General features: G+C 46.2%; 19 protein-coding genes. 10 read left to right on the top strand and 9 right to left on the bottom strand.

All coding sequences use genetic code 11. The features are described from left to right. Window positions 1–31 precede the first annotated feature (31 nt). Both mscM and IQ209_RS08245 read left to right on the top strand, forming a co-directional pair. On the top strand, window positions 32–3,376 hold the full coding sequence (gene mscM / locus IQ209_RS08250) for a miniconductance mechanosensitive channel MscM (protein WP_193850731.1): 3,345 nt from the start codon (window positions 32–34) through the stop codon (window positions 3,374–3,376). 14 nt (window positions 3,377–3,390) lie between these two features. Further along, window positions 3,391–4,596 carry an MFS transporter gene (locus IQ209_RS08245; RefSeq protein WP_193850729.1) on the top strand — a complete coding sequence of 402 codons (1,206 nt, stop codon included), beginning with the start codon at window positions 3,391–3,393 and terminating at the stop codon, window positions 4,594–4,596. A gap of 110 nt (window positions 4,597–4,706) precedes the next feature. Here IQ209_RS08245 and IQ209_RS18570 read toward each other — a convergent pair whose 3' ends face one another. From IQ209_RS18570 to recQ, 7 genes are all read right to left on the bottom strand, one after another. After that, on the bottom strand, window positions 4,707–4,829 hold the full coding sequence (locus IQ209_RS18570; protein ID WP_255528761.1) for a hypothetical protein: 123 nt from the start codon (window positions 4,827–4,829) through the stop codon (window positions 4,707–4,709). A gap of 319 nt (window positions 4,830–5,148) precedes the next feature. After that, the gene (locus IQ209_RS08235; RefSeq protein WP_193850727.1) at window positions 5,149–5,502 is read right to left on the bottom strand and encodes a DUF805 domain-containing protein; all 354 of its coding nucleotides are present in this window, start codon (window positions 5,500–5,502) and stop codon (window positions 5,149–5,151) included. A 258-nt stretch (window positions 5,503–5,760) separates the two neighbouring features. Next, on the bottom strand, window positions 5,761–6,771 hold the full coding sequence (locus IQ209_RS08230; protein ID WP_193850725.1) for a LacI family DNA-binding transcriptional regulator: 1,011 nt from the start codon (window positions 6,769–6,771) through the stop codon (window positions 5,761–5,763). 59 nt (window positions 6,772–6,830) lie between these two features. Next, window positions 6,831–8,228: an MFS transporter gene (locus tag IQ209_RS08225; RefSeq protein ID WP_193850723.1), complete on the bottom strand. Its 1,398-nt coding sequence runs from the start codon at window positions 8,226–8,228 to the stop codon at window positions 6,831–6,833. Window positions 8,229–8,727: 499 nt separating this feature from the next. Continuing rightward, window positions 8,728–9,528: a sugar/pyridoxal phosphate phosphatase YigL gene (gene yigL, locus IQ209_RS08220; RefSeq protein ID WP_193850721.1), complete on the bottom strand. Its 801-nt coding sequence runs from the start codon at window positions 9,526–9,528 to the stop codon at window positions 8,728–8,730. Between the two features lie 21 nt (window positions 9,529–9,549). Beyond that, complete coding sequence (pldB, locus tag IQ209_RS08215; protein WP_193850719.1) at window positions 9,550–10,521, bottom strand: lysophospholipase L2; 972 nt, start codon at window positions 10,519–10,521, stop codon at window positions 9,550–9,552. 45 nt (window positions 10,522–10,566) lie between these two features. After that, a complete protein-coding gene (recQ, locus tag IQ209_RS08210) occupies window positions 10,567–12,393 on the bottom strand; it encodes an ATP-dependent DNA helicase RecQ (RefSeq protein WP_193850716.1) in 1,827 nt (608 codons plus the stop codon). A gap of 286 nt (window positions 12,394–12,679) precedes the next feature. Between recQ and IQ209_RS08205 the strand changes: the two genes are divergently transcribed. The 6 genes from IQ209_RS08205 to IQ209_RS08180 all read left to right on the top strand — a co-directional run bounded on the left by IQ209_RS08205 (window position 12,680) and on the right by IQ209_RS08180 (window position 20,634). After that, window positions 12,680–13,165, top strand: coding sequence for a thioesterase family protein (locus IQ209_RS08205; protein WP_193850714.1), 486 nt, complete (start codon window positions 12,680–12,682; stop codon window positions 13,163–13,165). Window positions 13,166–13,396: 231 nt separating this feature from the next. Next, window positions 13,397–13,594 carry a hypothetical protein gene (locus IQ209_RS08200; RefSeq protein WP_193850712.1) on the top strand — a complete coding sequence of 66 codons (198 nt, stop codon included), beginning with the start codon at window positions 13,397–13,399 and terminating at the stop codon, window positions 13,592–13,594. Continuing rightward, window positions 13,563–15,437: a type VI secretion system tip protein VgrG gene (gene tssI, locus IQ209_RS08195; protein ID WP_193850710.1), complete on the top strand. Its 1,875-nt coding sequence runs from the start codon at window positions 13,563–13,565 to the stop codon at window positions 15,435–15,437. Before IQ209_RS08200 ends, tssI begins: the two co-directional genes overlap by 32 nt. Before the next feature lie 88 nt (window positions 15,438–15,525). Next, entirely contained in the window at window positions 15,526–15,945 is a 420-nt protein-coding gene (locus IQ209_RS08190) for a DUF1795 domain-containing protein (protein WP_193850708.1), read from the top strand. A 13-nt stretch (window positions 15,946–15,958) separates the two neighbouring features. Then, window positions 15,959–20,314: an RHS repeat-associated core domain-containing protein gene (locus tag IQ209_RS08185; protein WP_193850706.1), complete on the top strand. Its 4,356-nt coding sequence runs from the start codon at window positions 15,959–15,961 to the stop codon at window positions 20,312–20,314. Further along, window positions 20,314–20,634 (top strand): hypothetical protein, encoded by a 321-nt coding sequence (locus IQ209_RS08180; RefSeq protein ID WP_193850704.1) that lies wholly within the window; start codon window positions 20,314–20,316, stop codon window positions 20,632–20,634. Before IQ209_RS08185 ends, IQ209_RS08180 begins: the two co-directional genes overlap by 1 nt. Before the next feature lie 74 nt (window positions 20,635–20,708). Here the strand turns inward: IQ209_RS08180 and IQ209_RS08175 are convergent, their stop codons facing one another. Together IQ209_RS08175 and IQ209_RS08170 are read right to left on the bottom strand one after the other, a co-directional pair. After that, window positions 20,709–21,029 carry a SymE family type I addiction module toxin gene (locus IQ209_RS08175; RefSeq protein ID WP_193850702.1) on the bottom strand — a complete coding sequence of 107 codons (321 nt, stop codon included), beginning with the start codon at window positions 21,027–21,029 and terminating at the stop codon, window positions 20,709–20,711. A gap of 84 nt (window positions 21,030–21,113) precedes the next feature. Further along, window positions 21,114–21,449 carry a helix-turn-helix transcriptional regulator gene (locus IQ209_RS08170; RefSeq protein WP_327213553.1) on the bottom strand — a complete coding sequence of 112 codons (336 nt, stop codon included), beginning with the start codon at window positions 21,447–21,449 and terminating at the stop codon, window positions 21,114–21,116. A gap of 131 nt (window positions 21,450–21,580) precedes the next feature. On the opposite strand from IQ209_RS08170, the gene IQ209_RS08165 reads away from it, so the two are divergent. Next, the gene (locus IQ209_RS08165; protein WP_193850700.1) at window positions 21,581–24,295 is read left to right on the top strand and encodes a CHC2 zinc finger domain-containing protein; all 2,715 of its coding nucleotides are present in this window, start codon (window positions 21,581–21,583) and stop codon (window positions 24,293–24,295) included. Between the two features lie 218 nt (window positions 24,296–24,513). After that, window positions 24,514–25,587, top strand: a complete 1,074-nt coding sequence (xerC, locus tag IQ209_RS08160; RefSeq protein WP_193850698.1) for a site-specific tyrosine recombinase XerC — start codon at window positions 24,514–24,516, stop codon at window positions 25,585–25,587. Window positions 25,588–25,909 lie beyond the last annotated feature (322 nt).

Here is a 25,909-nt window from a genome sequence, read left to right as displayed (position 1 = left end):
CAACTAATTTATAACCAAGGAGCCCCTTATTGTGCGCCTGATTATCAGTTTACTTCTCAGCCTCTTAATTGCGAGCCCGGCTTTTGCTTCTGTGCCTCAGTTGGATGAAACCCAACTCAAACAAGAGCTGAAGCAAGTTGGGGGCAGCAAACGCTCACAAGATTCTGAAATCACACATGCACTTCAAGGGGCAATAAATTGGGTTAATGATACAAAATCCGCCAATGAGCGTACCCAGAAATATCGACAAGCCATTGATGAATTTCCTAAAATCATCAAAGAACTACGCCAAAAAATTCTTGCTGAAAACAATGCCGCTACTCCCATTCCGGCCAATCAGCCTATCAGTAATTTAGAACAACAAATTATCCAGACAAATAACGAATTACAGGAACAAGGACGCCAATTACAGCACGAACAGGATAAGCTCCGAGAAATCAGTGATTCCATGAGTCAATTGCCTCAACAACAGGCTGAAGCAAAGCGTTTGCTGGCTGAGGCAACTTCTCGGTTCCAGTCTCTGGATTCACCTTCCACCCCACTGTCCAAAGCGCAATTAGCGCTGGCACAAGCAGAAGTCAATGCTCGTAAGGCTATGGTTGATGAACTGGAGATGGCTCAACTTTCTGTCAATAATCGTCAGGAGATTGCGCGCATACGCGCAGAATTATACAAAAAACGCTATCAACGACTGGATTTTAAACTCCAGCAATTACGCAGCCAGTTAAATACCCAACGCCAGCAGAAAACGGAATCTGCACTGGAGTATACAGAAATGCTGGCGGAGCAGAGTGGAGAAAAACTGCCAACGTTTTTGCAGGATGAACTCCAGCAAAACCGCCAATTGTCGCAAATGCTCAATCAACAAGCCCAGAGAATGGAAGCCATTGGTTCAAAACAGCGCAAGGCCAATAGCGAAATTCTTTTTGTTCTCCAAACACTTAATACTATCCGTGAACAAGCACAATGGCTAAACGATTCCACTGCACTTGGCGAAACCTTGAGGGCGAGAGTCACCCATATTCCCGATATGTCAAAATCCCAGCAAATTGACAGGGATATTGTCGAATTGCGGGTCGAAAGACTGAAATATGAGGAAATGCTGGAGCAGCTGCAACAGCCTCTTGAGCAAACATTGCCCTCATATCACACTCTGACGCCAGAGCAAAAAAAGGTCTATGAGTCACTTATCCGCACCAGGAAAGAGCTATTAAATTCCCTGCTATCAGGATATGACAATGAGATACTGGAACAGACACAATTCAAGGTCATCACCAACAAATTAAATGATGCCCTGAAAGAAGTTCAGGATGCTACCCACCGCTATCTGTTCTGGGTAGCCGATGTCAATCCTATATCGCTCAATTATCCATTAAAGGTGGTGCAAAATCTGACGCGTCTGTTATCTCTGGACACGTTCTCTCAGTTGGGTGCCGCTATCCACAGCATGTTAACCAAACAAGATACTCTGCTCTATTTGCTGGGTACTTTATTACTGGTTATTTTTAGTGTTAGTTCACACCGCCAGTATCATGCTTTTCTTGAGCGTTCGAGCAATCGCATCGGGAAAGTGACACAAGATCATTTCTCTCTGACTATGCGCACCGTTTTTTGGTCTGTTGTCGCGGCATTACCGTTACCAATGCTTTGGTCAGCCATTGGGTATGGGTTACAAAACGCATGGCAGTATCCAATGGCTACCGCAATAGGTAATGGTGTACGTGAAACCACCCCCGTTCTGTGGATCTTTATGCTCAGTGCGGCCTTTGCCCATCCCAATGGTTTATTTATCGCCCATTTTCGCTGGCCGGAAGAACGCATCAAGCGAGCGATGCGTTTCTATCGTCTTTCCATTTTTCTGATCGTGCCTCTGATGATGGCATTGATCACTTTTAATCATTACAAAGACCAGGATTTTATCGCAACCCTCGGCAGGCTATGTTTCATCATGCTCTGTATCTCGCTGAGTTTGGTCACCAGCAGCTTAAAACGCGCCGGCATTCCACTCTATATGGACAAACATGGTTCAGGCGAGAATATTGTTAGTTCTGTCCTATGGTGGATACTGCTCTCAGCCCCAATCTTAGCGGCACTCGCTTCGATCTTGGGTTATCTGCAAACCTCACAGGCGCTATTAGGCCGTCTGGAAACCTCTGTCGCCATCTGGTTCTTCCTGCTGGTCATTTACCACATTGTACGTCGATGGATGCTGATCCAGCGCCGTAAAATAGCTTTTGAGCGGGCAAAACAACGCCGTGCAGAAATATTGGCCCAGCGCGCCAAAAGTGAGGAAGATTCGGGCAATATTAATAGCAGTATAGAGGGATCAATCGAGATTGAAGAGCCAGTCATTGATTTGGATGCCATCAGCGCCCAATCGTTAGGGTTAGTACGCTCGATCCTGACAATGATAGCGCTAGTTTCACTTATCCTATTGTGGTCTGAGCTACATTCAGCCTTCTCTTTCCTTGAAAATATTCGACTCTGGGACGTGAGTACAACCATCAATGGTGTTGATAGCGTTCAGCCAATTACTCTGGGTTCCGTATTAATTGCAATCTTAGTTATTGTCATTACTACGCAACTCGTCCGTAACTTACCAGCCCTGCTGGAACTCGCCCTGTTACAGCACTTAGTGCTGACACCGGGAACAGGCTATGCCATTACGACATTGACCAAATATAGCATTACCCTCATTGGTGGTTTGGTGGGTTTTTCTCTGGTAGGTATTGAATGGTCAAAAATACAATGGCTAATTGCTGCAATGGGGGTTGGGCTTGGTTTTGGCTTACAGGAAATTTTCACCAATATTATTTCTGGTCTGATCATCTTATTTGAAAAACCGATCCGCATTGGTGATACCGTGACTATCCGTGGCCTGACAGGCAGCATCACGAAGATCAATACACGGGCAACAACCCTGTCTGACTGGGACAAAAAAGAGATTATTGTTCCCAACAAGGCCTTTATTACAGAGCAATTCATCAACTGGTCACTGTCTGACACGATCACGCGTATCGTCCTGACAATCCCTGTGCCGACTGATGTTGACTCCGCAAACGCCACCGACATATTAATGTCTGCGGCCAAAAGCTCCCCCTTTATTCTCGATAACCCAATGCCGGAAGTATATTTAGTGGATTTGCAACAAGGCATTCAGATTTATGAACTACGTGCCTATGCCGCAGAGATGGGGCATCGTATGCCTGCCCGTCATGAAGTACATCAACATATTTTGCAGGAATTCCGCAAACATGATATCACCTTGCCATTCCCACCATTTCAGGCACGGGTTGATATTTTTGGACAAGAGATCCGCAGTGCTACAACTAACTTCACGGGCCGTAATCCCCCACGCAGGCCGGGAGAACTGTAAGCTTATATAACCACATGACCAAACGCATACCTTTTCAACTTAGCGGATTACTGGCATTCAATGGCGTTTCTATTCTAGGAAATGCCATTACTGAAATTGCTATCCCATGGTTGATTTTGGAAATATCGGGCAGCCCACTATTAGTTGCTGCCATAATGTCTGCAAAAATCCTTCCCCTGCTCTTTTCCATTTTCTTTAGTGCTCAATTAGTGGATAAATATGGAGCATATCGCATTTCCTTATTATCTGATTTAGTCAATTTTTTCAGTGTGTTGTTAATTCCTCTGTTTTACACTATGGACGTCCTGAATTTTTACCTGTTGGCGGTCTTACTGATATTCTCCACCATTTTGGATTCCCCTGGACGTTTAGCGAAAGACGTCATGCTGGCAAAAGAGATCAAGCAGAATAAAAGCGAACATGAATTGATCAATGGTATCAACAGTACGGTTGAGAATATTTGTGATCTGATCGGTCCCAGCGTTGGTTCATTGATCATTGCCACGCTCGGTACACTCAATGCCCTGTATTTCGATGCGGTAAGTTTTTTGATCACTGCATTAGGACTGATTATTCTGAAAAAACATTTTGTCGCCAATATCAACGAAGTGACTGAAATTCCCTCACAACCACACCATTATTTCCTTGAAGCATTCAGATACATGACATCTGAGAAAGAACTTCTCGCCGTACTACTCATTAGTGCAATAGTAAATTTTGTGATTACACCGTTTCTGATCATCTATTTACCCTATGTGAATAAACAAGAATTTAATTCTGTATTAAGCCTCGGTGTCTCAATGACCAGCTTTGGCATAGGAACAACACTCTCTTCACTACTCTATGGTGTTTATGGCAAATATTTTCCCAGCAACCGTATTATCATTACCAGCTACAGTCTATTTGTCCTATGCCTAATATCTTTGGAGCTATTTAACGGACAATATGCTTTTTTCATTCAGCTTTTCGCTATTGGTATTTGCATCGGATTTTCTGCTCCCGTTGAAATGACTCTGATTCAACGTCAAGTACCCGAAAATCTATTTGGCAGAATAATGACGCTATTCTCCTCCACACGATTTCTTGCTGTGCCTGTTGGGTATCTCTGTTTTGGTACGATACTGGAATCCAGCCTTGCCAAGCAAACGCCATTACTAATGGCTTTTGTGGTATCGGGGGGATTAATAATTTATTGGTTAATGTGCAAGAGAATTAAATAAAGCCAAGGATATGTCAGTTCGTTATGCCTAATATCTATGACTTTTGATTTGGATAAGATTTTCTTTTAAAAGGAGGGAGCGTGCTCCCAACTTCCAGAAGAAAAATTTCCTTAATAGATCAATTCAACCAATTGCAAACCTAACTGACTATTTTCCAGACCTTCTTTTACAGCACGAAAACCTTGAAGTAACTCTGGAGATAAGTTGTAGTAAGCAAGACGTAATTTACTCATAAATAATACTCCTTATATTAATATCTCAAGGGACTATATTAAAAATGATTACTTTAAGCAAAGGAAGGGATTATTTTTCATAACAATCATTTTATTTAAGTTAAAAAGGCATAAAAGGAGTATTGATTCAAATCCATATAATTAATGTAGTGAATTATATACCAATCTAACTTTAAGAGGCGTGTGATATCTCCCCGCGAAGCGGGAAGATATCAGGTTTCATATAGTGTTGTAAATTGCAATTTGAAGTTTAATGCGCATATACTAGAAACACAACAATCCATTGATTTATGTATAATAAATTAAATATTTTTAGATATTAATACTTTCTTCTTGGATCAGCACCGTACTCATTATCACCCTGAGTACCTTCCAACAGAGTAAATACGAATAAAATAATGCTGGCTACGGGAACGAAAGCTAATAAAAACCACCATCCAGAACAGTTAATATCGTGCAGTCGGCGTACTGTTACAGCAAGACTTGGAATAAAAGTAACAATGATATAAATCGCCAACAATGCCAAACCAGTAATATCATTAATTGCTGAAGCCAATGCTATAAGGGCCAGGAATACAATCATGTTAAATAAAGAGAACATCCAATATTCTTTACGGCGGGCACGGCCAGAGAATCCAGCATAATTTTTCAAAACACTTAGATACCAATTCATAATATCACTTCATCTAAATCAAATTATATAAAAGAAAAGCAGACAAACTATAAAGGATGATAAATTTTATACTTAATTATCTTTTAATGTCCATAGTTCATTACTAGTTGATAAATATTTCCTTATTTATACTATTATTAGATAGTGATTTAAAAAAACCTTACAAAAGTAAAATTAGAAACAGGAACTATATAAATATCTTTAACTCATATCAAAGTTACGCATAAATTTATCAGAAAAATAAGACACATTATTTTACTATAAACTAAGCTTACACCCACAAGATTCACCAATTTGTAATTCGAATTCAAACTCACGCTCCTGAGCGGTTCCATTCCATGTTCTTAATATTTCAATAGCTGTTTTGGCCATTTTGTCGATAGGTTGACGCACCGCCGTTAAAGAAGGCACATTAAATTGTGATTGCAAGGTAGCATTAAAACAAACTAATGCAATATCATCGGGAACGGCTAACCCATTTTCAGCCAACGCACGTAAACAACCAAAAGCCTGTAATTCATTAGTTGCAAACAACGCTCGAGGATGTTTTCCTTTTAACATTTGCAAGGTCGCTTCATAACCGCCCTGACGAGTATATTCCGTAGGAAAAATCCACTCATCACGTACCACCAAATTTGCCTGTTTTAAAGCATCACTCCACCCTGATAGCCGATCCTGGGTATTTAACATATCAAGAGGGCCACAAATAATGGCGATATCACGATAACTATGCTGGATCAAATGTTGGGTCACTTTGAATGCTGCAATCCTCTCATTGACACGAATTGCACTGACATTTGCACCTGCATTAACCCAATCCAACATAACACAAGGCGTACCACTGGCCTGAATAAGGTCAATATAAGGATGTCGATCAACGCTGGTATACAACAGACCATCAATCTGACGGTTTAATAAATTATTCAATAGCTCTCTTTCACGGCTACGATTATCCCCCGAATCCCCAGGTAACAATACTTGCCCATGTTTGAAAGCCTCCTGCTGCAAAGCATGAGCAACAGAAGAAAGAAAAGGATTAGCGATGTTTGGCAAGATAAGCCCATAAGAGTGAGTCGTGCCAGAAACTAAAGCCTTCGCAATATTATTGGGCCGATACCCTGTTTTTTGGATAGCATTCAATACACGTTGGCGAGTAGCTTCTGCAACAGGCCTTGGACCACCATTAATCACATAACTGACAACGGCCACCGAGGTTCCAGCTTCTCTTGCCACATCACTACGTGTCACTCTTTTCAGATGTGAATTCATGATATTCGTGTATTCCACTGTTTAAAGATATAAGGCTAATAACCAGAACAGACAAGCTCTTAAATGGCATCTTCAAGTAAATTAAGATCCCTACCTCGCGTTTCTGGCGCGAAAAATGTTGTGATAAATCCAATACCTGCCATCAATGAAAAATAACAGGCAATTGGCCACCAATGCCCGGTAAAAGACAAAAATGCCGATGCAATCAATGGAGCAGTTCCCCCTGAAAGCATTGCACCCAACTCTTTTGCCACAGCCATTTTGGTATAACGATTCGCTACCCCAAAGAGTTCCACTCCCCATGCAGCCTGAGCGCCAAATATCCCTAAAGAGGCCAATCCCATTCCTATTACAATTGTTGGAATGACAATCATAGGTTCACGGCTCTCCAATAAGATAAAAGCAGGAAATGCGTAAAGTACGAGTAACAGGCAAAAGCAGCGGTAAGTGATACGGCGTCCGAAACAATCAGATAGATAACCTGAAATTGGAATAATCAAGAAACCCAAAATGGATGAGATGAACACCGCGCTCGTAGGAATAAATTTATCCAGCATCAGTGCATTAGCCACATAGCCAATGATAAATCCTTGGGCCAGATATGATGGGCCATTCTCGCCAATTCGTAAGCCAACCATGACCCAAAAGGCTTTAGTACGTTGCCAAAAACGTCGCTTTTCATCAGTAACTTGTTGGTGTTCACTTACGACTAATGATTGTAAACGTTGCTCTGCCAACATTGCCTTATAACGCTCAAAAACAGGGGTCTCACTCATATGTCGCCGAATATAGAACGCAACTATTGCAATCAAAGCACTCGACAAAAATGGAATACGCCATCCCCAATCCAGTAAACTTTCTTTATCCAGAGTCAATACCAGCAACCAAACCAGTGATGCCAATAACGTTCCACTATTCGAACCAAGGGCAACGACAGATGAAACTAAGCCTCGTTTTGCAGGTGGTGCAAACTCCCCCAAAATGACCGTACCACCGGATAAAGCGGCTCCAGCTCCCAAACCTTGCATGAACCGCAATATGACTAAGCAAGCAGGAGCCCAAATACCGATATGGGCATAGCTTGGAATAAGTCCTATTAGCGTGGTTGAAATTCCCATCAGAATGACCGTCATCATCATGACGATCTTACGTCCTTTACGATCCCCTAACCATCCAAACACAAGAGCACCAAACGGCCGAGCGATGAATCCTACTGAATAGGTTGCAAAACTGGCAAACAAGGCAACGGAGGGCGTCATATTTGGGAAAAAAACATCACCAAAAATAATGCCTGCTGCTAAACCATACAGAGCAAAATCGGCATACTCTATTGTTGTCCCTAACCAACAGGAAAAAATGGCCCGTCCAAACCCCTTACGTCCTTCTTTTGTTGCCAGGCATGCTTCTGAAGCATGTTGTATCTGAGTGACAGCTGACGCCGTATGTTTATACGGCATAGCAAGATATTCCCTGAATGTTGGAACAGTAAATTTTTAATTCCAACAATATATATTGAACAATATTATTGTTATTCATGAATGATATTTACATAAATTTATCTACTCGCGTAGAATACTCAAACGTAAGAAATCAATAATTGAATATGAGTCATAAATATCAGGTAAAAATTAACTTTTGTAATTAATGAATTTTAAAACAAAGAACTAAAAATTAGTTTATAAGAATATAATAACGCTCTCCCGTTCAATATTCAGTAAAAAAGAGCCTCATACTCAAATAAATTGGAATCTAAATTTATGATTAAATCAGGATATTAAACTAATCCAGGTAAAATAACGCAATGTATACCAATCCAACTTCAAGATGCATGTTATATTTCCGCGCGGCGCGGGGAAATATAAGGCCTCGCCTCGTCTTGCGGATTGCAGCTTGAAGTTTAATGCGTATATAGGAAAACAGCATCCTTGTGATGCTGTTTTCAAACAATTAGCGTCTTTAAACCTGATACATTTTCCGTAAATAACCAGAAACAGCATCATCCGCATTGGAACCAATGACTTCCATCTCAGGTAAAATATCTTTCAAACGCTGGTGTGCTCCCTGCATAATGCAGCCTTTACCGGCTACACTTAACATTTCCCGATCGTTCATACCATCGCCAAAAGCAATGCAGTCATTTAATTGATATCCGATCAATTGACAAACTTGCTCCAATGCATGACCTTTAGAAACACTACCAGCCATCACTTCCAAACAATTTCTCAGTGAAAAACTGACATTAACCCTTTCCCCCCAACGGGCTTTAATCCTCTCTTCCAAATCCACCAAATAATCATGATCTTCACTGGTGTAGTAAACCTTGCATACGCCATCTGTGGGAAAATTATCGCGCTGAAAAAGTTGGTAATGGAAAACGGACTCCTGAAAAAACGCTTTCTGTTCAGGAGATTCTCTATTTATTAGCCAATCATCGTTATTAAAATAATTAGTCAGGATATCGGGATTATCAAACTCCAATAAACACAAATCATGGGCAATATCAGAATCTAAGTTATGGCTAAATATCAATTCATCCTGGGTATTGTGAACCCTTGCACCGTTGGAAGTGATCATATAAGCATCAATACCCAATCCATCACGGATCTGTCCCACATCAATATGATGGCGCCCTGTTGCAAAAACAAAATGAATCCCTTGTTCCGTCAATAAGTTCAGTGTTTCCTTGGTATACGGGGTTAATTTATGGTCGGGAGATAACAAAGTGCCATCTAAATCTGAAGCAACAACATGATACATGGTTATAGTTCCTAAACTAAATCAGTTCTGGTCAAAAAAATCACAAATTGCATTGAGGGCTTGCGCTCGCAATGCATCTTTTTCAAACAGGATTTCGTGATGAGCCCCCTGGATAATCAGAGGATTTTGGTGAGATGCACAAAAAGCTAATAACTCCCGATTACTTACTATCTTATCTTCACTTGCTTGTAATACGATGAGTGGAGTTTGAATTTTGCCCGCATTTTCAACCAGATTATCGCCCATCAGCATACTTTCACGCATCCAATGGTAAGTTGGCCCCCCAAGGCGCAATTCAGGATAATCAGCATAGTAACGCAAATAACGCTGATAACGCGCATAACTGTGCGTTAATAGATTGATAAAATAGGGTAATGGCTGCCATTGCCCCGTTGACAAGGCATAAGCGTTACGTCTTTTGACATTAGGTTCCGCCTGGTTAACCAGAAAATTTGCCAACCAACGAGGCATGGGTAAGTTGATACCAAACATCGGCGCACATAACGCCACAGCCCGAAAAATCGGCTCCTGGTAACGTATCAGAAAACGGCTCAAAATCGCGCCACCCATTGAATGGGCCAGAGCATAGCAGCGATGAGACTGACGAGGTGCGATTTCAAGCTCAATAAATTTAGCTAAGTCATCCACATAATGATCGAACGCTTCAACATGGCCTTTTTGTCGATCGTCCAACATGCGCCCTGAACGGCCTTGCCCACGATGATCAATAATGAAAACATCGTAACCCAGATGATAAAAATCATAGGCCACTTCAGGGTATTTCACGTAACTTTCACTACGACCGGGTAAAATGACAAGTGTTTTGTCATGATGGCAGGAACAAAAGGAGACATAATGGATGGAAATATCATCAACTCCTACAAATTGCCGTTCTTCTCTTGTTTGCCAAAAATCCAGTAATAGTCCATTCGTAAAGGCTGAGAACTGAGGTTCACGGTTTAACCAGCTAGCTTTCAATATCTCAGATACCATTCTTCATCCTCAGTTCATTGTCCTTTAGTTATTTAAATCTTCCAGTTACTCGAATTCTTCAAAATGCTCGCGGATTAAGGTCATAAATGCATCACCAAAACGCTCCAATTTCCGCTGACCAACGCCATTAATCAGCAAAAGTTCATCTGGCGTTATTGGGCACTGTTCTGCCATCTCAATTAACGTGACATCATTGAAAACAACAAAAGGTGGAATATTGTTTTCATCAGCAATGGACTTACGCAATTTGCGCAACTTAGCAAATAATTTACGATCATAGTTGCCGCTGTACGATTTGTTTTGCTGATTACGGCTTTTCAAGTTTTGGATACGTGGTACGGCAAGTTGCAGAGATATTTCGCCACGTAATACAGGCCGTGCAGCCTCTGTCAATTGCAATGCAGAATAGTTGGCAATGTTTTGGCTGATCAGCCCCAAGTGAATAAGCTGACGCAAGACGCTCATCCAATGTTCCTGACTCTGCTCTTTACCAATACCATAAACAGGCAGCTTATCGTGCCCGAAATCTCTAATGCGTTGATTATTTGAACCACGTAGTACTTCTACAATATAGCCAATGCCAAAACGTTGTCCAACGCGATAGATGCAGGACAGCGCTTTCTGTGCTTCTACCAGACCGTCGTAGCGTTTGGGAGGGTCAAGGCAAATATCACAGTTGCCACAAGCTGTTTGGCGGCTTTCCCCAAAATAATTCAGCAATACCAAGCGCCGACAGGTCTGCGCCTGTGCAAATGCGCCCATAGCATTGAGTTTATGCCGCTCAATATCCTGTTGTTCACCCGTGGGTTTTTCTTCTAAACAGCGACGCAGCCATACCATATCCGCAGGATCGTAAAACAGCACAGCTTCCGCCGGTAAGCCATCTCGCCCAGCCCGACCAGTTTCCTGATAATAAGATTCGATATTACGGGGAATATCAAAGTGCACGACAAAGCGCACATTAGGTTTATTAATTCCCATACCAAATGCAACCGTTGCTACAACGACCTGCAAATCATCTCGCTGGAAAGAATCTTGTACCCATGCCCGTTGGCTGTTTTCCAGCCCTGCATGGTAAGGCGCAACACTTACCCCCCGCTTTTGCAGACGCTCCGCGGTTTCTTCCACTTTATTACGACTATTGCAATAGATAATGCCACTTTTTCCCTGCTGGCCACGGACAAATGACCAGAGCTGATCAAGCGGTTTGTATTTTTCAACTAAGGTATAGCGAATATTCGGACGATCAAAGCTGCTGATATGGATAATCGGCTCATTCAACTCCAGTAAACGAACGATATCCTGACGGGTCGCTTTATCTGCTGTAGCGGTTAGTGCGATCACCGGAAGATCGGGGAAACGACGACGAAGTTGCCCTAATGCTCGATATTCTGGGCGAAAATCATGCCCCCATTGAGAAATACAGTGAGCTTCATCGACAGCCAATAAAACAGGCTGCCAGTTGCGGAGTTGGTCAAGAAAGTTATCCGTTACCAACCGTTCAGGGGCGATATAAAGCAGTTTAACACTCCCCTTACGGCAACGTTGAATGATATCAAATTGCTGTTCACGATTTTGAGTTGAGTTCAGACATTCCGCTTCAACGCCATTCGCACGTAGCTGATCAACCTGGTCTTTCATCAATGAAATGAGTGGAGACACAACCAGAGTCAGCCCATTTTTAACCAATGCGGGGATCTGGTAGCACAGCGATTTACCGCCTCCCGTTGGCATAACCACCAGACAGTCGCGCCCGTCAAGAACGGCGTCAATAACTTGCTGTTGTCCCGGACGAAATTGCTGGTATCCGAATGTTTTTCTTAATGCTTGTTCAGCCAGCGATGCCGTGCTGATGAGTTCTGCGGTAAACACGCCTTTCCTCGATCGTTAAAAGATAATCCCTGAAAAAGCCTAAAAACAGGCTATAAAAATACAGTCGCGATCCGATCTCCTGTATATAAAAAATTACTGCTTATTCTACACACTATATGATTATTTTTTGTAGTCTGTTTTTTTCCCCATGAATTGTTCCTCGAAGCGCTTCACAGACTGGCAAAGTCGGTAATGAAAGCATAAGCTTAACAATCCATTAACTATGTGAACCCATTTAACACCCGTTGATTTTACTTTTCATTATCAGGTTATCAGGAAAACCACCATGGAAAATATTCAACCAGTAGACACCATCTTAACCCCAGAAGAAGCCCGTAAATTTATAGGTGAAATCTTTGTTTATCATATGCCATTCAATCGCCTGTTGGGTCTCGAACTGCTCCGCTTCGAACAAGACTACGCAGAACTGCAATTTTGCTACCAAGAAAAATTGATCGGCAATATGATTCATAAGATTCTACACGGTGGTGCGATCGCTTCCATATTAGATGTTGCTGGAGGGCTGGTTTGTGCAGGCAATGCATTGATATCAATTGAAGCAATGACCATCGCAGAGATCCAAAAACGCCTAACTACATTGGGCACGATTGATTTACGCGTGGATTATCTGCGCCCCGGACGTGGTGAAGTATTTACTGCCAGTTGTCATCTTATCCGCGCGGGCAATAAAGTCTCTGTCGCCAGAATTGAATTGCATAATGAAAAACAAATGCATATCGCCAGTGCGATGGGGACTTATTTGGTTGGTTGATGAATACAAACTCAAAATAAATGAAGGAATGTGCCAGCAAAACACATTCTCTTCTCATGGGCATGTCCATTTTTAACCCCACCATTAGTTTATAATTTATTGATTTACATAAATTATTAAGTGATTTCAATCACACTCATTAGATCATTTGTTATACAGAACAAAGAAGTACTATATCCTCCTTTCTGTTATCTGAACGACAAAACTTTTAAGTTTGTGGGGTAAGGACATATGGATTGTCGCTCTCGTTGTCGGTTCAGGGAAGAATGCCGTATCCCTCTGCCAAATGTTTATCAAGCACAAGCCGTCGACACTCTTATCATTCTCAATGTCCTCCGCATTAAACACTTTCCGTTATCACTCTTGCGCTCATCAGCGCTAAATACGGGAGAACAATATGTCATTAAAAAAGGGCAACCCATCTTCTAGCGGTCTGCTGTTCACGCTGAGCGCCGGTAGTTTATCGCCGAAAACCTTTGTAGTGACAAATTTCACGCTAACAGAGAGTTTCTCGAATCCCTTCCAGCTTGATGTTGGACTAGCAAGCGCCAACCCTGCCATTGATTTTTCAGAGGTACTCGACCGTACAGCGACATTGACCATTTTGCAGGAAGGAATCGAACAACGCAGCATCAGTGGCATGGTATCCCGTTTTGAACAAGGCAATATTGGCTTACACCAAACCACCTATCAAATGAGCATTCGCCCTGATCTGTGGCGTACGACATTACGCCAAAACTCACGCATTTTCCAACAACGGGATATTAAGACGATCATCACCACTATCCTAAAAGAACATGGCATTCGGGATGTGGTCTTCAGCCTGCGCCATCCACATCCCGAACGGGAATTTTGTGTTCAATATCAAGAAAGTGATTTTACTTTTCTCCAGCGTTTAACTGCCGAAGAAGGTATTTTCTACTTCTTTGAGTGCAGCAATGGCCGCAATACTCTGGTATTTGCCGATGATTCAGGTTCAGTGCCACCCGGTATCGAACTCCCCTACCAACCCAGTGAAAACGGATCAACAGGGGAAGCCTGTGTCAGTCACTTAACCAACAGCGCTCAAGTTAAGCCTGCACAAGTTAAGCTCAAGGATTACACCTTCAAAAATCCAGCCTGGTCGGCAGAATTCAGCCAGCAGATGAAAGACGATAATCTGCAACAACTCTATTACGAACACTACGACTATCCGGGGCGTTTTAAAAACGAACGGCACGGCGCAGCTTTTACCCGCTATCGCCTTGAAGCACTGCGCAATGATGCCATCACCGGACAAGGCAGCGGTCGAGCTATCGCTGTACAACCAGGACGTTTGTTCATATTGAGCAACCATCCACGCGAAGCATTGAATCAATCATGGCAGGTGATCACCGCCACCCATACAGGCCATCAACCACAAGCTTTAGAGCAAGAAACAACAGGCGATGGCACTACGCTGCATAGCCAATTTAGTTTTATCCGTCAAACCCAGACTTGGCGCCCTTCGCCACTCCCCAAACCAATCATTGATGGACCGCAAATCGCCAAAGTTGTTGGTCCTGCGGGTGAGGAGATTTTCTGTGACCAATATGGTCGTGTCCGTCTCCAGTTTCCGTGGGATCGCTATGGCCGCAGTGATGATCAAAGCTCCTGTTGGATACGTGTTACACACCCGTGGGCAGGGCAAGGCTGGGGAATGCTGGCTATTCCTCGTGTCGGACAAGAGGTTGTCGTGGATTTCCTGCACGGCGACCCTGACCAACCCATTGTTATTGGCAGAACCTACCATGCCAGCAACATTCCTCCAGGCGGGTTGCCGGGCAGCAAGACCCAGATGTCTTTCCGTTCCAAAACACATAAAGGCGAAGGCTATAACGAGCTGTTATTTGAGGATGCAAAAGGCAGTGAACAGCTTTCCCTTCATGCTCAAAAAGATATGAATACGACTGTCCTAAACAATATGAATACCACGGTCCTCAACGACCGTACCACTCAGGTGAAACACGATCACACCGAAAGCATCGGTAACAACCAAGTGATATCGGTGCGTAAAGATCGCATCAAAGAAGTGACTGGTGAGGAAATCAGCACTATCCACGGCAACCAACAAGTGACGGTGGAGAAGAATAGCCAACTAAGTGCCAAGGACAATATTTCTATTCAATCAGTTAATGGTGGCATCGAAATTCGCACCGCTGGAGCCAGTATCACTTTGGACAAAGAAGGCAACATCCATCTCACGGGTAAAAATATCATCATCAACGGTAAGGAACAGATTCAGCTGAACTAATTCAGGTGAGCCATGCAAAAGATCTATCCCATAAACAAATACATATGCAGTACACGAAACAGAACAGAGTGACAAAAGGAAGCCCCCCATGAATACACAAACCTACCAGATAAACGAAGGAACTCTCGCTATTCCAGATAACTGGCGTGACGAATCAATGAACGTATTTGTTCTGCCAGATAACAGTGGCATCAATTTGGTGATTAACCGCACACACGTGCCTATGGGTTCCGACCACAGCACCTACTACGCTCAAACATTGACTCAGTTTAAAACTCATCTACCCGGTTATAAGGAGCATCAAAGACTGGAAATAGAACTTGGCGGTGACCCTGCCTGGCGGCTGGATTATCAATGGCAAAGCCCAGAGGGTGAGATGCACCAGACCGTGGTGTTACAAATACAGGGGAATTTATTGCTGGCTTTTAACCTGACTTCTCCACAGCCGTTTGATGAAGGACAGCGTAACGCTCTGCTGGCGGTTGTCAGTAGTTTCCAAGCGACTTGATTGGAGAGCAACGATGGGATTAATGGATGAAATTGTCATTCGCACTGCGCGGGTAGGCGCAACCCATGCCAGCAAGCAACTTCAAGCAACAGCGAGAGAGCCAGGCCCGGCTGCGGCACGTGAAGGAGATCCTATCCAGCACAGCAGTTTCTTAGGCGCACTTGCGGGTGCTATTGCTGGTGCATTGATCGGAGCTGCAATATTTGGTGCTGCGGCACTGTTGATCGGTGCAACGGGTGGATTGGCTACAGTGGCTATTATGGCACTTGGCACCCTGGCTACATTCAAATTTGGCGATCTAATAAACCGAGCTAGTTCGGCAGTCACGGATGCAGTAAATAGCTGTAGTTCACCAGACGGTGTTATTGCCAGCGGTTCACCTAATGTCTTTATTGAAGGCAAACCAGCGGCACGGGTGGAGCTGGACACAGCAGCGTGTAAAAAACATTCCGCACCACGCATCGCTCAGGGCAGTGAAAGCGTGTTTATCAACAAGAAACCAGCCGCCCGGATCAAGGATAAACTGGAGTGTGGCTCGACCATCAAAGGTGGGGCAAGCAAAGTATTTATTGGTTCAGGCCAAGGCACCTACCTTGAGATACAAGAAGAGTTCCCACTCTGGCAGCGTGCGTTACTTGTTGCAGTAGAATTCCTCGTTCCGCCATCACGAGGCGCGGCAAAAGGTTTTGCAAAACTGTTCACTAAATCTGGCCGAAAAGCCATTCTGGACGGCGCCCAAACAGGTGCTAAAAAAGCGATCAAGATCGTTGGAGGTAAAAATATAAGTTGTGCCAAAAATGCTTTCAAAGAAAACAAGGGGTTGAAGCGTTATACAGAAAGCACCAAAAAATTTTTTACAGGCGACCCGATAGATGTCACTACCGGTTCTCTGTTTGACAGACGTACCGATATCGAGTTAGGACAAACAGTGCCATTGCAATTTACCCGCAGTTGGTCCCCTGGGTATCGTGGATTACTGGGAGAAAACTGGCTGGATAACTTCTCCGAATGTGCCCTCGTCACCGGGGATCGGGTAGAAATTCTGACGACAGAAGGCGCCTCACTTCACTTTGCCCTACCAGACAGTTATAACCACAGCGTCAATCCCGAACACCCTAATTTCAAACTAAGCCGATATAAACAAGGGCTTATCCTAAGTGATCGCCATAGTTCAATTCGCAAATATTTCACCTTACCGACTGCAACAGAGAAAGATGGCACCCTGAGCTGGCGACTGACGGAACACCGTGACCGCAACGATAACACTATTCGCTTTCATTATAGTGAACAACATCAACTGATTAAGGTGAGCCATAGTGATGGCCCCGAACTTATATTGCTATACCGTGAAAACGGTTTGCTGGAAGAAATCCGTCGTACTGATAATGGGCTTAATGAAGTGATGGCACGTTACCGCTATCACGATAATGGCTGGCTGGCCGATGCAGACAGTACACAAACATATCACCTGTTTTATGAATACAACGAACAGGGGTTAATCAGTCGCTGGTCTGACAATGATCAGACCGCAGTGGATTACGTTTACGATAAACAGGGACGTTGTACCTATAGCGTGGGTTCCGGTGGCTTCTATTCTGTTCACCTGTCCTATGAGCCAGGCATCACCCGTTCAACCACGCCACAAGGCCACACGACAACCTGGCACTACAATGACCAGCAACAAGTAACACAAGTGGAAACACCGTGCGGTGGCATTACTCGTTATGAATACGATGAATGGGGAAATTTACGCCGACAGATCTTACCAAAAGGGGAAATGATTACCCTTGATTATCTTGCAGATACCGGCTTGGTGGCCACCTTTACCAATGCCATCAGCGCAACGTGGAATTATCACTATGATAATGACGATCGCCTTATCAGTATGACTGATCCACTCGCACGAGTTTGGTGGCAACAATACGATGATAAAGGCAATCCTGAATGTTTTATTGCACCGGATGGACACAAAACTACCCTGACCCGTAATGAATTTGGTCTAGTGATTGCCATAGAAGATAGTGACGGGAATAAACGCAGTTGGGAATATGACCGCCACCAACGGCTGACCAAATTATTTGATGAAGAAAACCGTAGCCTGCAATTAGGTTACGACAGTCAAGATCGCCTGCGGAGAATGACCACGGGGGGTGGAGCACTTTGGCGCTGGGATTACGACCGTCATCACCGAGTCTCTTTAAATGATCGTCCCAATAACAGCATTGAGCGCTTCCGCCATGACCGCCACGGTAACCTGACCGAATGGACAGATGCCCACGGGGTAATATGGCAGATTGAATATGGACCATTTGATTTACCTGTCGCGCGTGTAGATGGTGAAGGAAACCACTGGCAGTACCGTTATGATCTCGACAACCTGCAATTGCTGGAAGTTATCAATCCACAAGGGGAAAGCTACCATTACACACTGGATGCCGACGGACGGGTTATTACTGAAACCGACTATGCTGACACCCAATGGCATTATGCTTATGATCTGCATGGTAATTGCATTGAAAAACGCGATGCCTTAGGCAATATCACCCGCTATGAATACGATGCTGAACAAAGACTAACAGCCATACATACACCGGAAGGAACCACCCGTTACCGTTATGATCTTATCGGCCGACTACTGGAAATCACCACGCCTGACAGTATCCCGCTGATCTTCGAATACGATGAGCAAGGTCGTCTTGTCAGAGAAACCCAACCGCATGGAGAAATTCTCCGAGAATATTCGGATAACACCACAACAGAAAGGCAACTCAACACACCAGATGGACGACGCTGGCAGGCAAAGACCACAGTTAATAAAGTTGGAGAGCTTAATTTACTGACTATTCATGGTGGCCATACCCTGACACTAGAACGGGATGAGGATGGGTATGAATGGCACCGCCAGTCTGACAAAGGTTTTATTCTGCGTCAGGAACATTCATTAATGGGGCTACTCACTTCCCAGCGTGCCGGACGTAACACACAATTTTTTACCCCTCATGAAGTTGCAGGTATCCCACAACCTACATTAGCGGGGATGGATCGTGAATATCGTTACGATGATGCACTTAATCTAGTGGCAGCGAATGATGAACGCCAATGGCTGCGTTATGTCGTTAACGGCAACGGACAGGTCACATCAGTCAGTGATGGCGAGCGGTTGCGGGAACATTATCAATATGACGCTTGTGGCTATCCGGCGCGCCGTTTTGATGGCCTCAATGAAGTTGATGGTGAGTGGCTTTACCAAAAAGGGCATCGGTTAAGGCGCCTCGGCCAACATCTATTTGAATATGACGATGCCGGCCGGATGACGGCGATGCAGTTATGGCAGGATGGTCACCGCGCTCAGTTGACGAAGTTTCGCTGGAACAGCCAAAATCAACTCATTGGGGTACTGACGCCAGGCGGTCAACAATGGGAATATCGCTATGATGCTTTTGGGCGACGAACTGAGAAAGTTTGCAAACAAGCCAAAATGCGTATGACCTATTTGTGGGATGGTGATGTTCCGGCTGAAATTCGTGAGTACCAACACAATCGGTTGCACTGCATCCGCCATCTGGTGTTCAACGGCTGGCAGTTGCTGGCGCAGCAGGTGCAGTTTTTTACGCCAAATCCCGAAAACCGTGATGAATTGATTGCTGGAGAGATCGAAACTCACTATGCCGTATGTGCCCCGACAGGGGAACCACTGGCGTTGTTTGATCCGGAAGGGCATCGAGTTTGGCGCCAGCCACCGCAGAGCCTGTACGGGCTGCGTCTGGGTATGCGGGGTGAAAATGCCGAACTGAATCCGGGCTTACAATTTGCCGGTCAATGGCTGGATGAGGAGAGCGGGCTGGTCTACAATCGGTTCAGGTATTACTCGCCGGTGGCGAGTTGCTATCTCACGCCGGACCCGTTGGGACTGGCAGGCGGGTTTAACCCGTATTCTTATGTGTATAATCCGACGGGACTTATAGATCCATTCGGATTAGCTGGTGAAAATATATTTATTCACTACACAAATAAAGCTGGTTTTGATGGCATTATGAAGAGTGGAGTTCTAAATCCAAACGTCAGCGGAAAGGTTTATATAACAGATATATTAATGTCGCCAAAAGATGTTTTAAGAGATCTATTAATAAATAATCCTATTCATGCAGGTCGTGGAGATTATGCAATTATTTTTAAAGTAGATCCGGGAGAGCGCGGTAATATACATTTATCTTCTAGGTTGGAATATATTCATGAAGGAAAACTAAAGCTAAAAGATATTCTATATTCAGGAAAAAATCCTTATGCCATGCTGGAGCATCTTGATTATGATACAAGGCTAAAACTTACTGATAATCAAGTTAAAATTAGAAAATGCGGAGGGAAATAATGGATAATGAATCTATTCAACTAGAACGTGATGAAGTCAATGCCATTATAAAGCTTATACTTTATACAAAATTCGAATGTGAAGAGGCTGGAACACTAACATATTCAAGCAGCCCTTTAATAAATTCAGCTTTAGAAAAAATGCTTAATATGTATGGATACAAAGATGATTGGGATGAAGTTTTTTCAAAAATCCCAGAAGTTAATAAAAATATTGCAATCAAAAAAATCGAACTTTTTGAAAAGCAAGAAAACAACTGTCTAGATGAAGATGTTAAACAACAAGTTTTATCAAATTATGTCTATCCATATAAGTGGTAATTAATAATAACAGCCGGAAAGATCCCAGTGATCTTCCGGCTTTCTTCTTTTTTAGAGCCGCTCAGTCCCTGCCCTTAGCGGTTTTTATATTCCCCAATCAGCTCCCGCATTCGCAGCTTAATGTCACTGAGCTGGTCTTGCTGGCGCTGGTACTGCTGTTTAATGGTGCGGGTGTCGTCGCTGTCAGGGATCAGCACCAGACAGCCGTCCATAATCTTGACGGTGAGTGTTCCACCAATATCGAATCCGGCCGCTTTAAGCCACTGGCCTTTCAGGTGTATCGCAGGCGGGGCGGTGGCCTTATTATTTTGCGGCACGTATCCCACGGTGTAATAACGTTCGGTTTTGGCGGCTTTATTTACCGCGCGGTTTTGCTTAGAATGCGCCTTAGCCATCATTCAACTCCTTCTTAGTTGCTTATGGTGAGCGATAGCAGCAGGTAGCCGCCTGTTGTTATCGCGCTAAATCATTCTGTTGTCTTAGTTCTTCAACCACTTACGCGCCTGATACTTGATCACCATTCCTTCCAGCATCTCTCTAATGACGTTTTTTTCTTCTTCGGGAAATTCATTAATCGCTTCGAACAAAAAAAGAAACTCATTAGGTGGCGTCCGTTCGCCCTCTTCAAAAAGTAACCAGTCAGCAGAAATAGAAAACGTTTTAGCTAACTTGCGCAGGGCTTCGGCGGAGGGTTCAGAAGTTCCGGCTTCGTAGCGTTTAACCTGCTGAACATGAATGTTGGCAGCATCAGCTAACCCTTGCTGGGTTAGCCCTTTTTGCTTCCGTAGTTGAATCAAACGGGCAGAGAAACTCATCTCAGAACTCCATGATAATACAGAATCCATAATGTAAGTCCTCCAGTAATGCGCCCTTGACAATAGTTACATTATAGGTACTAATATAATACATGTAAAGAATCTTGACGGGTATTTAAAGGAATATCGATATGGCTCGCATTCCCGACGCAGAATTACAGCACCTAAAATCCGCCGTCTCTTTAGTGGCTATCATTGAGCAGCAGGGGCGGCAGCTCTTTAAGCGCGGCAAAGACATGATCGTGCTGTGCCCGTTCCATGAAGAGAAAACGCCCTCGATGGTGATCACCCCGTCGAAGAATCTCTATCACTGCTTTGGTTGCAGTGCAGGCGGATCGGTGATCGACTGGGTGATGAAAACCGAGAATTTAAGCCTGCGTCATGCCGCCGAACGCTTAAAGGCGGTGCTGGGGCACAATCCGGCGGTTGAGCCGCTGGTGCAGCCGGAAGAGCTGGCCAGTGATGCCATCGGGCAACAGGTGCTGCTGTCACGGGTGGTCGCGTTTTATCACCATACCTTGCTCAATGCCCCAGAAGCCCAGGCGTATCTGTCCAAACGGCGGCTCAATCATCCTGAGCTGGTCAGCCAGTTTAAGCTGGGCTTTGCCAACCGGACACTGGCTTACCGCCTGCCAGCCAGTAAATACAAGGCCGGGGCAGAGATCCGCCGCCGCCTACAGGCTGTTGGCGTGTTGCGGGAGAACGGACGGGAGCACCTGCGCGGTTCATTGGTTGTGCCAGTGATGGATGCACAGGGGCAAGTCCACGAACTGTACGGACGCATGATCAGTGATGATCTGCGGGCCTCGGTTATCCGTCATCTGTACCTGCCGGGTGCCCATCAAGGCGTCTGGAATGCAGCGGCGCTGGGTGCGTCCAAAACGCTTATCCTGTGTGAATCACTGATCGATGCGATGTCGTTCTGGGTGACGGGGCAGCGCAATGTCACGGCAGCCTATGGTGTGCATGGCGTCACGGCGGATCACTGGCAGGTCTTTGAGCAGCACGGCATTAAGCAGGTGCTGATCGCCTTTGATAATGATACGGCAGGCAATGATGCCGCGGTGAAACTGGCGGCCGCGCTGGTTGCCAAAGGCATCATACCCTTGCGTGTGGTGTTCCCACCGAGTATGGATGCCAACGAGTATCTGTGTCAGGTGGCTGAGCCAGAAACCGCCTTTGCCCTGCTGCTTGAGAGTGCCGTGCCAATGCAGGAGGCGGCGGATATGGTGGCCCTTGAACGCCAGACACCTGAGCCGGACACGGTATCAGAATCCGCTTCCCCTTTAGCGGCTGAACCTGCGCCCAGCGTGACGCCGAATGTGGTCTGTGAGTCCGGGGATCATGGTGAGTTGCTGATCTCAGCCGGGACACTGCAATGGTGTCTGCGCGGTCTGGGTACGGTGAAAGCCGGTGCGGCGGCGATGAAACTCAATGCACAGGTGCTGGACACACAAAGCGGCGTGTTGTTCGCTGACGGGGTTGATCTGATGAGCGGGCGCTCACGCAATAGTTACTCCCGCATGGCCGCCGCTGAGCTGGGTCTGACCGAAGGTGACATCCGGCGGGTACTGGGGCAGGTATTACTGGCGGTTGAACAGTGGCAGCAGCAAGGCGGCGCGGCATCCGTGGTCAATGTGCCGAAAATGAGTGACACAGAGCAAGAAGCAGCACTGGCCTTACTGCAAGATCCCTATCTGACGGCCCGTATTACGGCTGACTTAGCCGCCTGTGGTGTGGTTGGCGAATCCACTAACTTACTGGCGGGCTTTTTGGCGGCAGTGAGCCGCAAGTTACCCAAACCGTTAGCCGTCCTGATCCAGAGCAGCAGCGCCGCCGGAAAATCTTCGCTGATGGAGGCCGTACTGAATCTGATGCCGGAAGAAGAGCGCATCCAGTACAGCGCCATGACCGGGCAAAGCCTGTTTTATCTCGGTGAAACCAATCTCCAGCACAAGATTTTAGCGATAGCCGAAGAAGAAGGCGTGCGACAGGCGGCTTACGCGCTCAAGCTGTTGCAGTCAGACGGCGAGCTGACCATGGCGAGCACGGGTAAAGATGAAGCGACCGGAAACCTGGTGACCAAAAGCTATACCGTCAAAGGCCCGGTCATGCTGATGCTGACCACAACGGCCATTGATGTCGATGAAGAGCTGCTTAACCGCTGTCTGGTGCTGACGGTCAATGAATCCCGTGAGCAGACGGAAGCGATCCATGCGGTGCAGCGCCAGAAGCAAACCCTTGAAGGCTTGCTGGCTGAGAACGAGCGGGACTATCTGACGGCGCTTCACCAGAACGCCCAGCGGCTGCTGAAACCGCTGAATGTCGTCAATCCGTATGCGTCGCAACTGACGTTCCTGTCAGACAAAACCCGCACCCGCCGCGACCATATGAAATACCTCACCTTAATCCAGAGCATTGCCCTGCTGCACCAGCACCAGCGGGACATCAAGACCGCAGAACATCGCGGCAAGACACTGGAATATATCGAAGTCACGAAAGACGATATCCGGCTCGCCAATCAGTTAGCCCATGAAATCTTAGGCCGGACGCTGGACGAAATGCCGCCACAGACGCGCAAGCTGTTACTGCTGATCCAGCAGATGGCGCACGACATGGCAGCAGAACAGCGGTGTGCCCTGAATGCAGTGCGCTTTACCCGGCGGGATATCCGGGCATACACGAACTGGAGTGACAGCCAGCTTAAGCTGCATTGCCAGCGGCTCAGCGACATGGAATATCTGCTTGTTCACGGCGGCAGTCGCGGGCATCTGCTGCAATACGAACTGTTGTGGGACGGTGACGGCGACAGCGCCCACTTAAGCGGTCTGATCGTGCCTGTATGATCCCCGCAAGTCTGGGCAAAATAGAGGCAAGTCTATGCCAAGTCTGCCCCAAGTCGGGGCTAAGTCTGGGTAAGCAAAATAGCCCTAAAGTCATAGCCAGACCGGGTTTAACGTCCGCAAGTCTGACAAAACGAAAAATCACTGTTCCGGCAACACAATAAAAACTCCCCGTCATACCGTACCGCCGGATAGCTTCCACAACAAAAAGGAAAATCCGCATGACAATCTCACACGATAGCTCATTGATTACGCTGCGTCAGCAGCTTGAAGCGTGGCTGGACGTCCGGGCATTACAGGGCAGCAGCCCCAAGACACTGGAAACCTATCGCGCCCAACTGCGCCCTTTTATCGAATGGTGCGAACAGCGGGCCGTTCACTATGCCCCGCAAGTCTCGTTACCTTTGCTGGAGAGCTGGCAGCGTTATCTGCGCAGTTACCGCAAACCGGATGGGCAACTTTACAGCAATAACAGCCAGCGCGAGCGGCTGGGCACGCTGCGGTTGTGGTTCCGCCACTTATTACAGCGCCACCATATTCTCTACAATCCGGCGGAATTACTGGTATTGCCAAAGGAAGAGAAACGCCTGCCCGCACAGGTCTTAAGCGAAAGTGAAACAGAGCAGGTGCTGACCAGTCTGGACACACAGACGCCGATGGGCTTGCGCAACCGGGCGATACTGGAAATCCTCTGGAGCAGCGGTATCCGGCGCGGCGAACTGCGCAATCTGCGACTGAATGATCTCGACTTCGGGCGGGGTGCGGTGATGGTACGGCAGGGCAAAGGCCACAAAGACAGGGTGATCCCCATCGGGGAGCGGGCGCTGGACTGGGTAGACCGTTACGTTGCAGATGCGCGGCCCCGGTTAACGCTGCGTGATGACAGCGGACACCTGTTCGTTACGAAATGGGGAAAACCCATCAGTCCGGGGATGTTAACGCAAATCGCTGCCGAAGCTATCCGGGAGCAGGCACAGCTTGACAAACCGGGTGCCTGCCACCTGTTCCGGCACTCCATGGCGACACAGATGCTGGACAACGGCGCGGATATCCGTCATATCCAGGCGATGCTGGGGCATGAGAAGATCAACACGACCCAGATCTATACGCGGGTCGCCATCAAACAGCTCAAGCAGGTGCACAGCCAGACCCATCCGGCAGAGCGTGCCCCCCAAACCCAACCGGACGCCGACAACCATACCGAACCGCCGGAGAACGGTTCAGGCCGTGCCAGTGGCGAGTCTGAGGCCAAACCGACGTCACAGGGCACGGGACAGCCCAATAATCCCCGTTGAGTCCGTCGGGGTGCGGGGCAGGGGCAGACCGTGACCGGACTGCCCGGAAGCCTCGGTGCCGGCGGGGGTAAATGGGCCATGGGCGGCGGCGGCCACGATGCCCCCAAGCAGCCTGTGCCGGCCGCCCAAAGCCCATTCAACATAATGCAGGGAGATTAGGCGAAATTCGCCGTGCGGCTCCGCCGCCCCGCCCACAGCCCGAAGAGCGGCTCACATCGCACAATCTGCATTATGTCTGGCGCCCCCGCTTATCGGCGCCGCAGACGTGCCGCCGCACAAGGCTGGCGCCTTCTGCGCTAACCGCCTGAGCCGATCCCTGCCA

It is taken from the genome of Xenorhabdus sp. BG5 (genome assembly GCF_015163665.1).
In the GTDB taxonomy this organism is placed as follows: Bacteria; Pseudomonadota; Gammaproteobacteria; order Enterobacterales; family Enterobacteriaceae; genus Xenorhabdus.
The sequence above is the reverse complement of the archived record's forward strand: the minus strand, read 5'-3'. Positions and strand labels throughout refer to the sequence as shown.

Coding starts and splice junctions, on each gene's coding strand:
- pldB (WP_193850719.1), bottom strand. CDS start 10,521: ATGGTATCTGAGATATTGAAAGCTAGCTGGTTAAACCGTGAACCTCAG.
- IQ209_RS08175 (WP_193850702.1), bottom strand. CDS start 21,029: ATGGCTAAGGCGCATTCTAAGCAAAACCGCGCGGTAAATAAAGCCGCC.
- yigL (WP_193850721.1), bottom strand. CDS start 9,528: ATGTATCATGTTGTTGCTTCAGATTTAGATGGCACTTTGTTATCTCCC.
- IQ209_RS08170 (WP_327213553.1), bottom strand. CDS start 21,449: ATGAGTTTCTCTGCCCGTTTGATTCAACTACGGAAGCAAAAAGGGCTA.
- tssI (WP_193850710.1), top strand. CDS start 13,563: ATGTCATTAAAAAAGGGCAACCCATCTTCTAGCGGTCTGCTGTTCACG.
- xerC (WP_193850698.1), top strand. CDS start 24,514: ATGACAATCTCACACGATAGCTCATTGATTACGCTGCGTCAGCAGCTT.
- IQ209_RS08200 (WP_193850712.1), top strand. CDS start 13,397: ATGGATTGTCGCTCTCGTTGTCGGTTCAGGGAAGAATGCCGTATCCCT.
- IQ209_RS08165 (WP_193850700.1), top strand. CDS start 21,581: ATGGCTCGCATTCCCGACGCAGAATTACAGCACCTAAAATCCGCCGTC.
- IQ209_RS08190 (WP_193850708.1), top strand. CDS start 15,526: ATGAATACACAAACCTACCAGATAAACGAAGGAACTCTCGCTATTCCA.
- IQ209_RS08205 (WP_193850714.1), top strand. CDS start 12,680: ATGGAAAATATTCAACCAGTAGACACCATCTTAACCCCAGAAGAAGCC.
- IQ209_RS08245 (WP_193850729.1), top strand. CDS start 3,391: ATGACCAAACGCATACCTTTTCAACTTAGCGGATTACTGGCATTCAAT.
- IQ209_RS08225 (WP_193850723.1), bottom strand. CDS start 8,228: ATGCCGTATAAACATACGGCGTCAGCTGTCACTCAGATACAACATGCT.
- IQ209_RS08235 (WP_193850727.1), bottom strand. CDS start 5,502: ATGAATTGGTATCTAAGTGTTTTGAAAAATTATGCTGGATTCTCTGGC.
- IQ209_RS08230 (WP_193850725.1), bottom strand. CDS start 6,771: ATGAATTCACATCTGAAAAGAGTGACACGTAGTGATGTGGCAAGAGAA.
- IQ209_RS18570 (WP_255528761.1), bottom strand. CDS start 4,829: ATGAGTAAATTACGTCTTGCTTACTACAACTTATCTCCAGAGTTACTT.
- IQ209_RS08180 (WP_193850704.1), top strand. CDS start 20,314: ATGGATAATGAATCTATTCAACTAGAACGTGATGAAGTCAATGCCATT.
- IQ209_RS08185 (WP_193850706.1), top strand. CDS start 15,959: ATGGGATTAATGGATGAAATTGTCATTCGCACTGCGCGGGTAGGCGCA.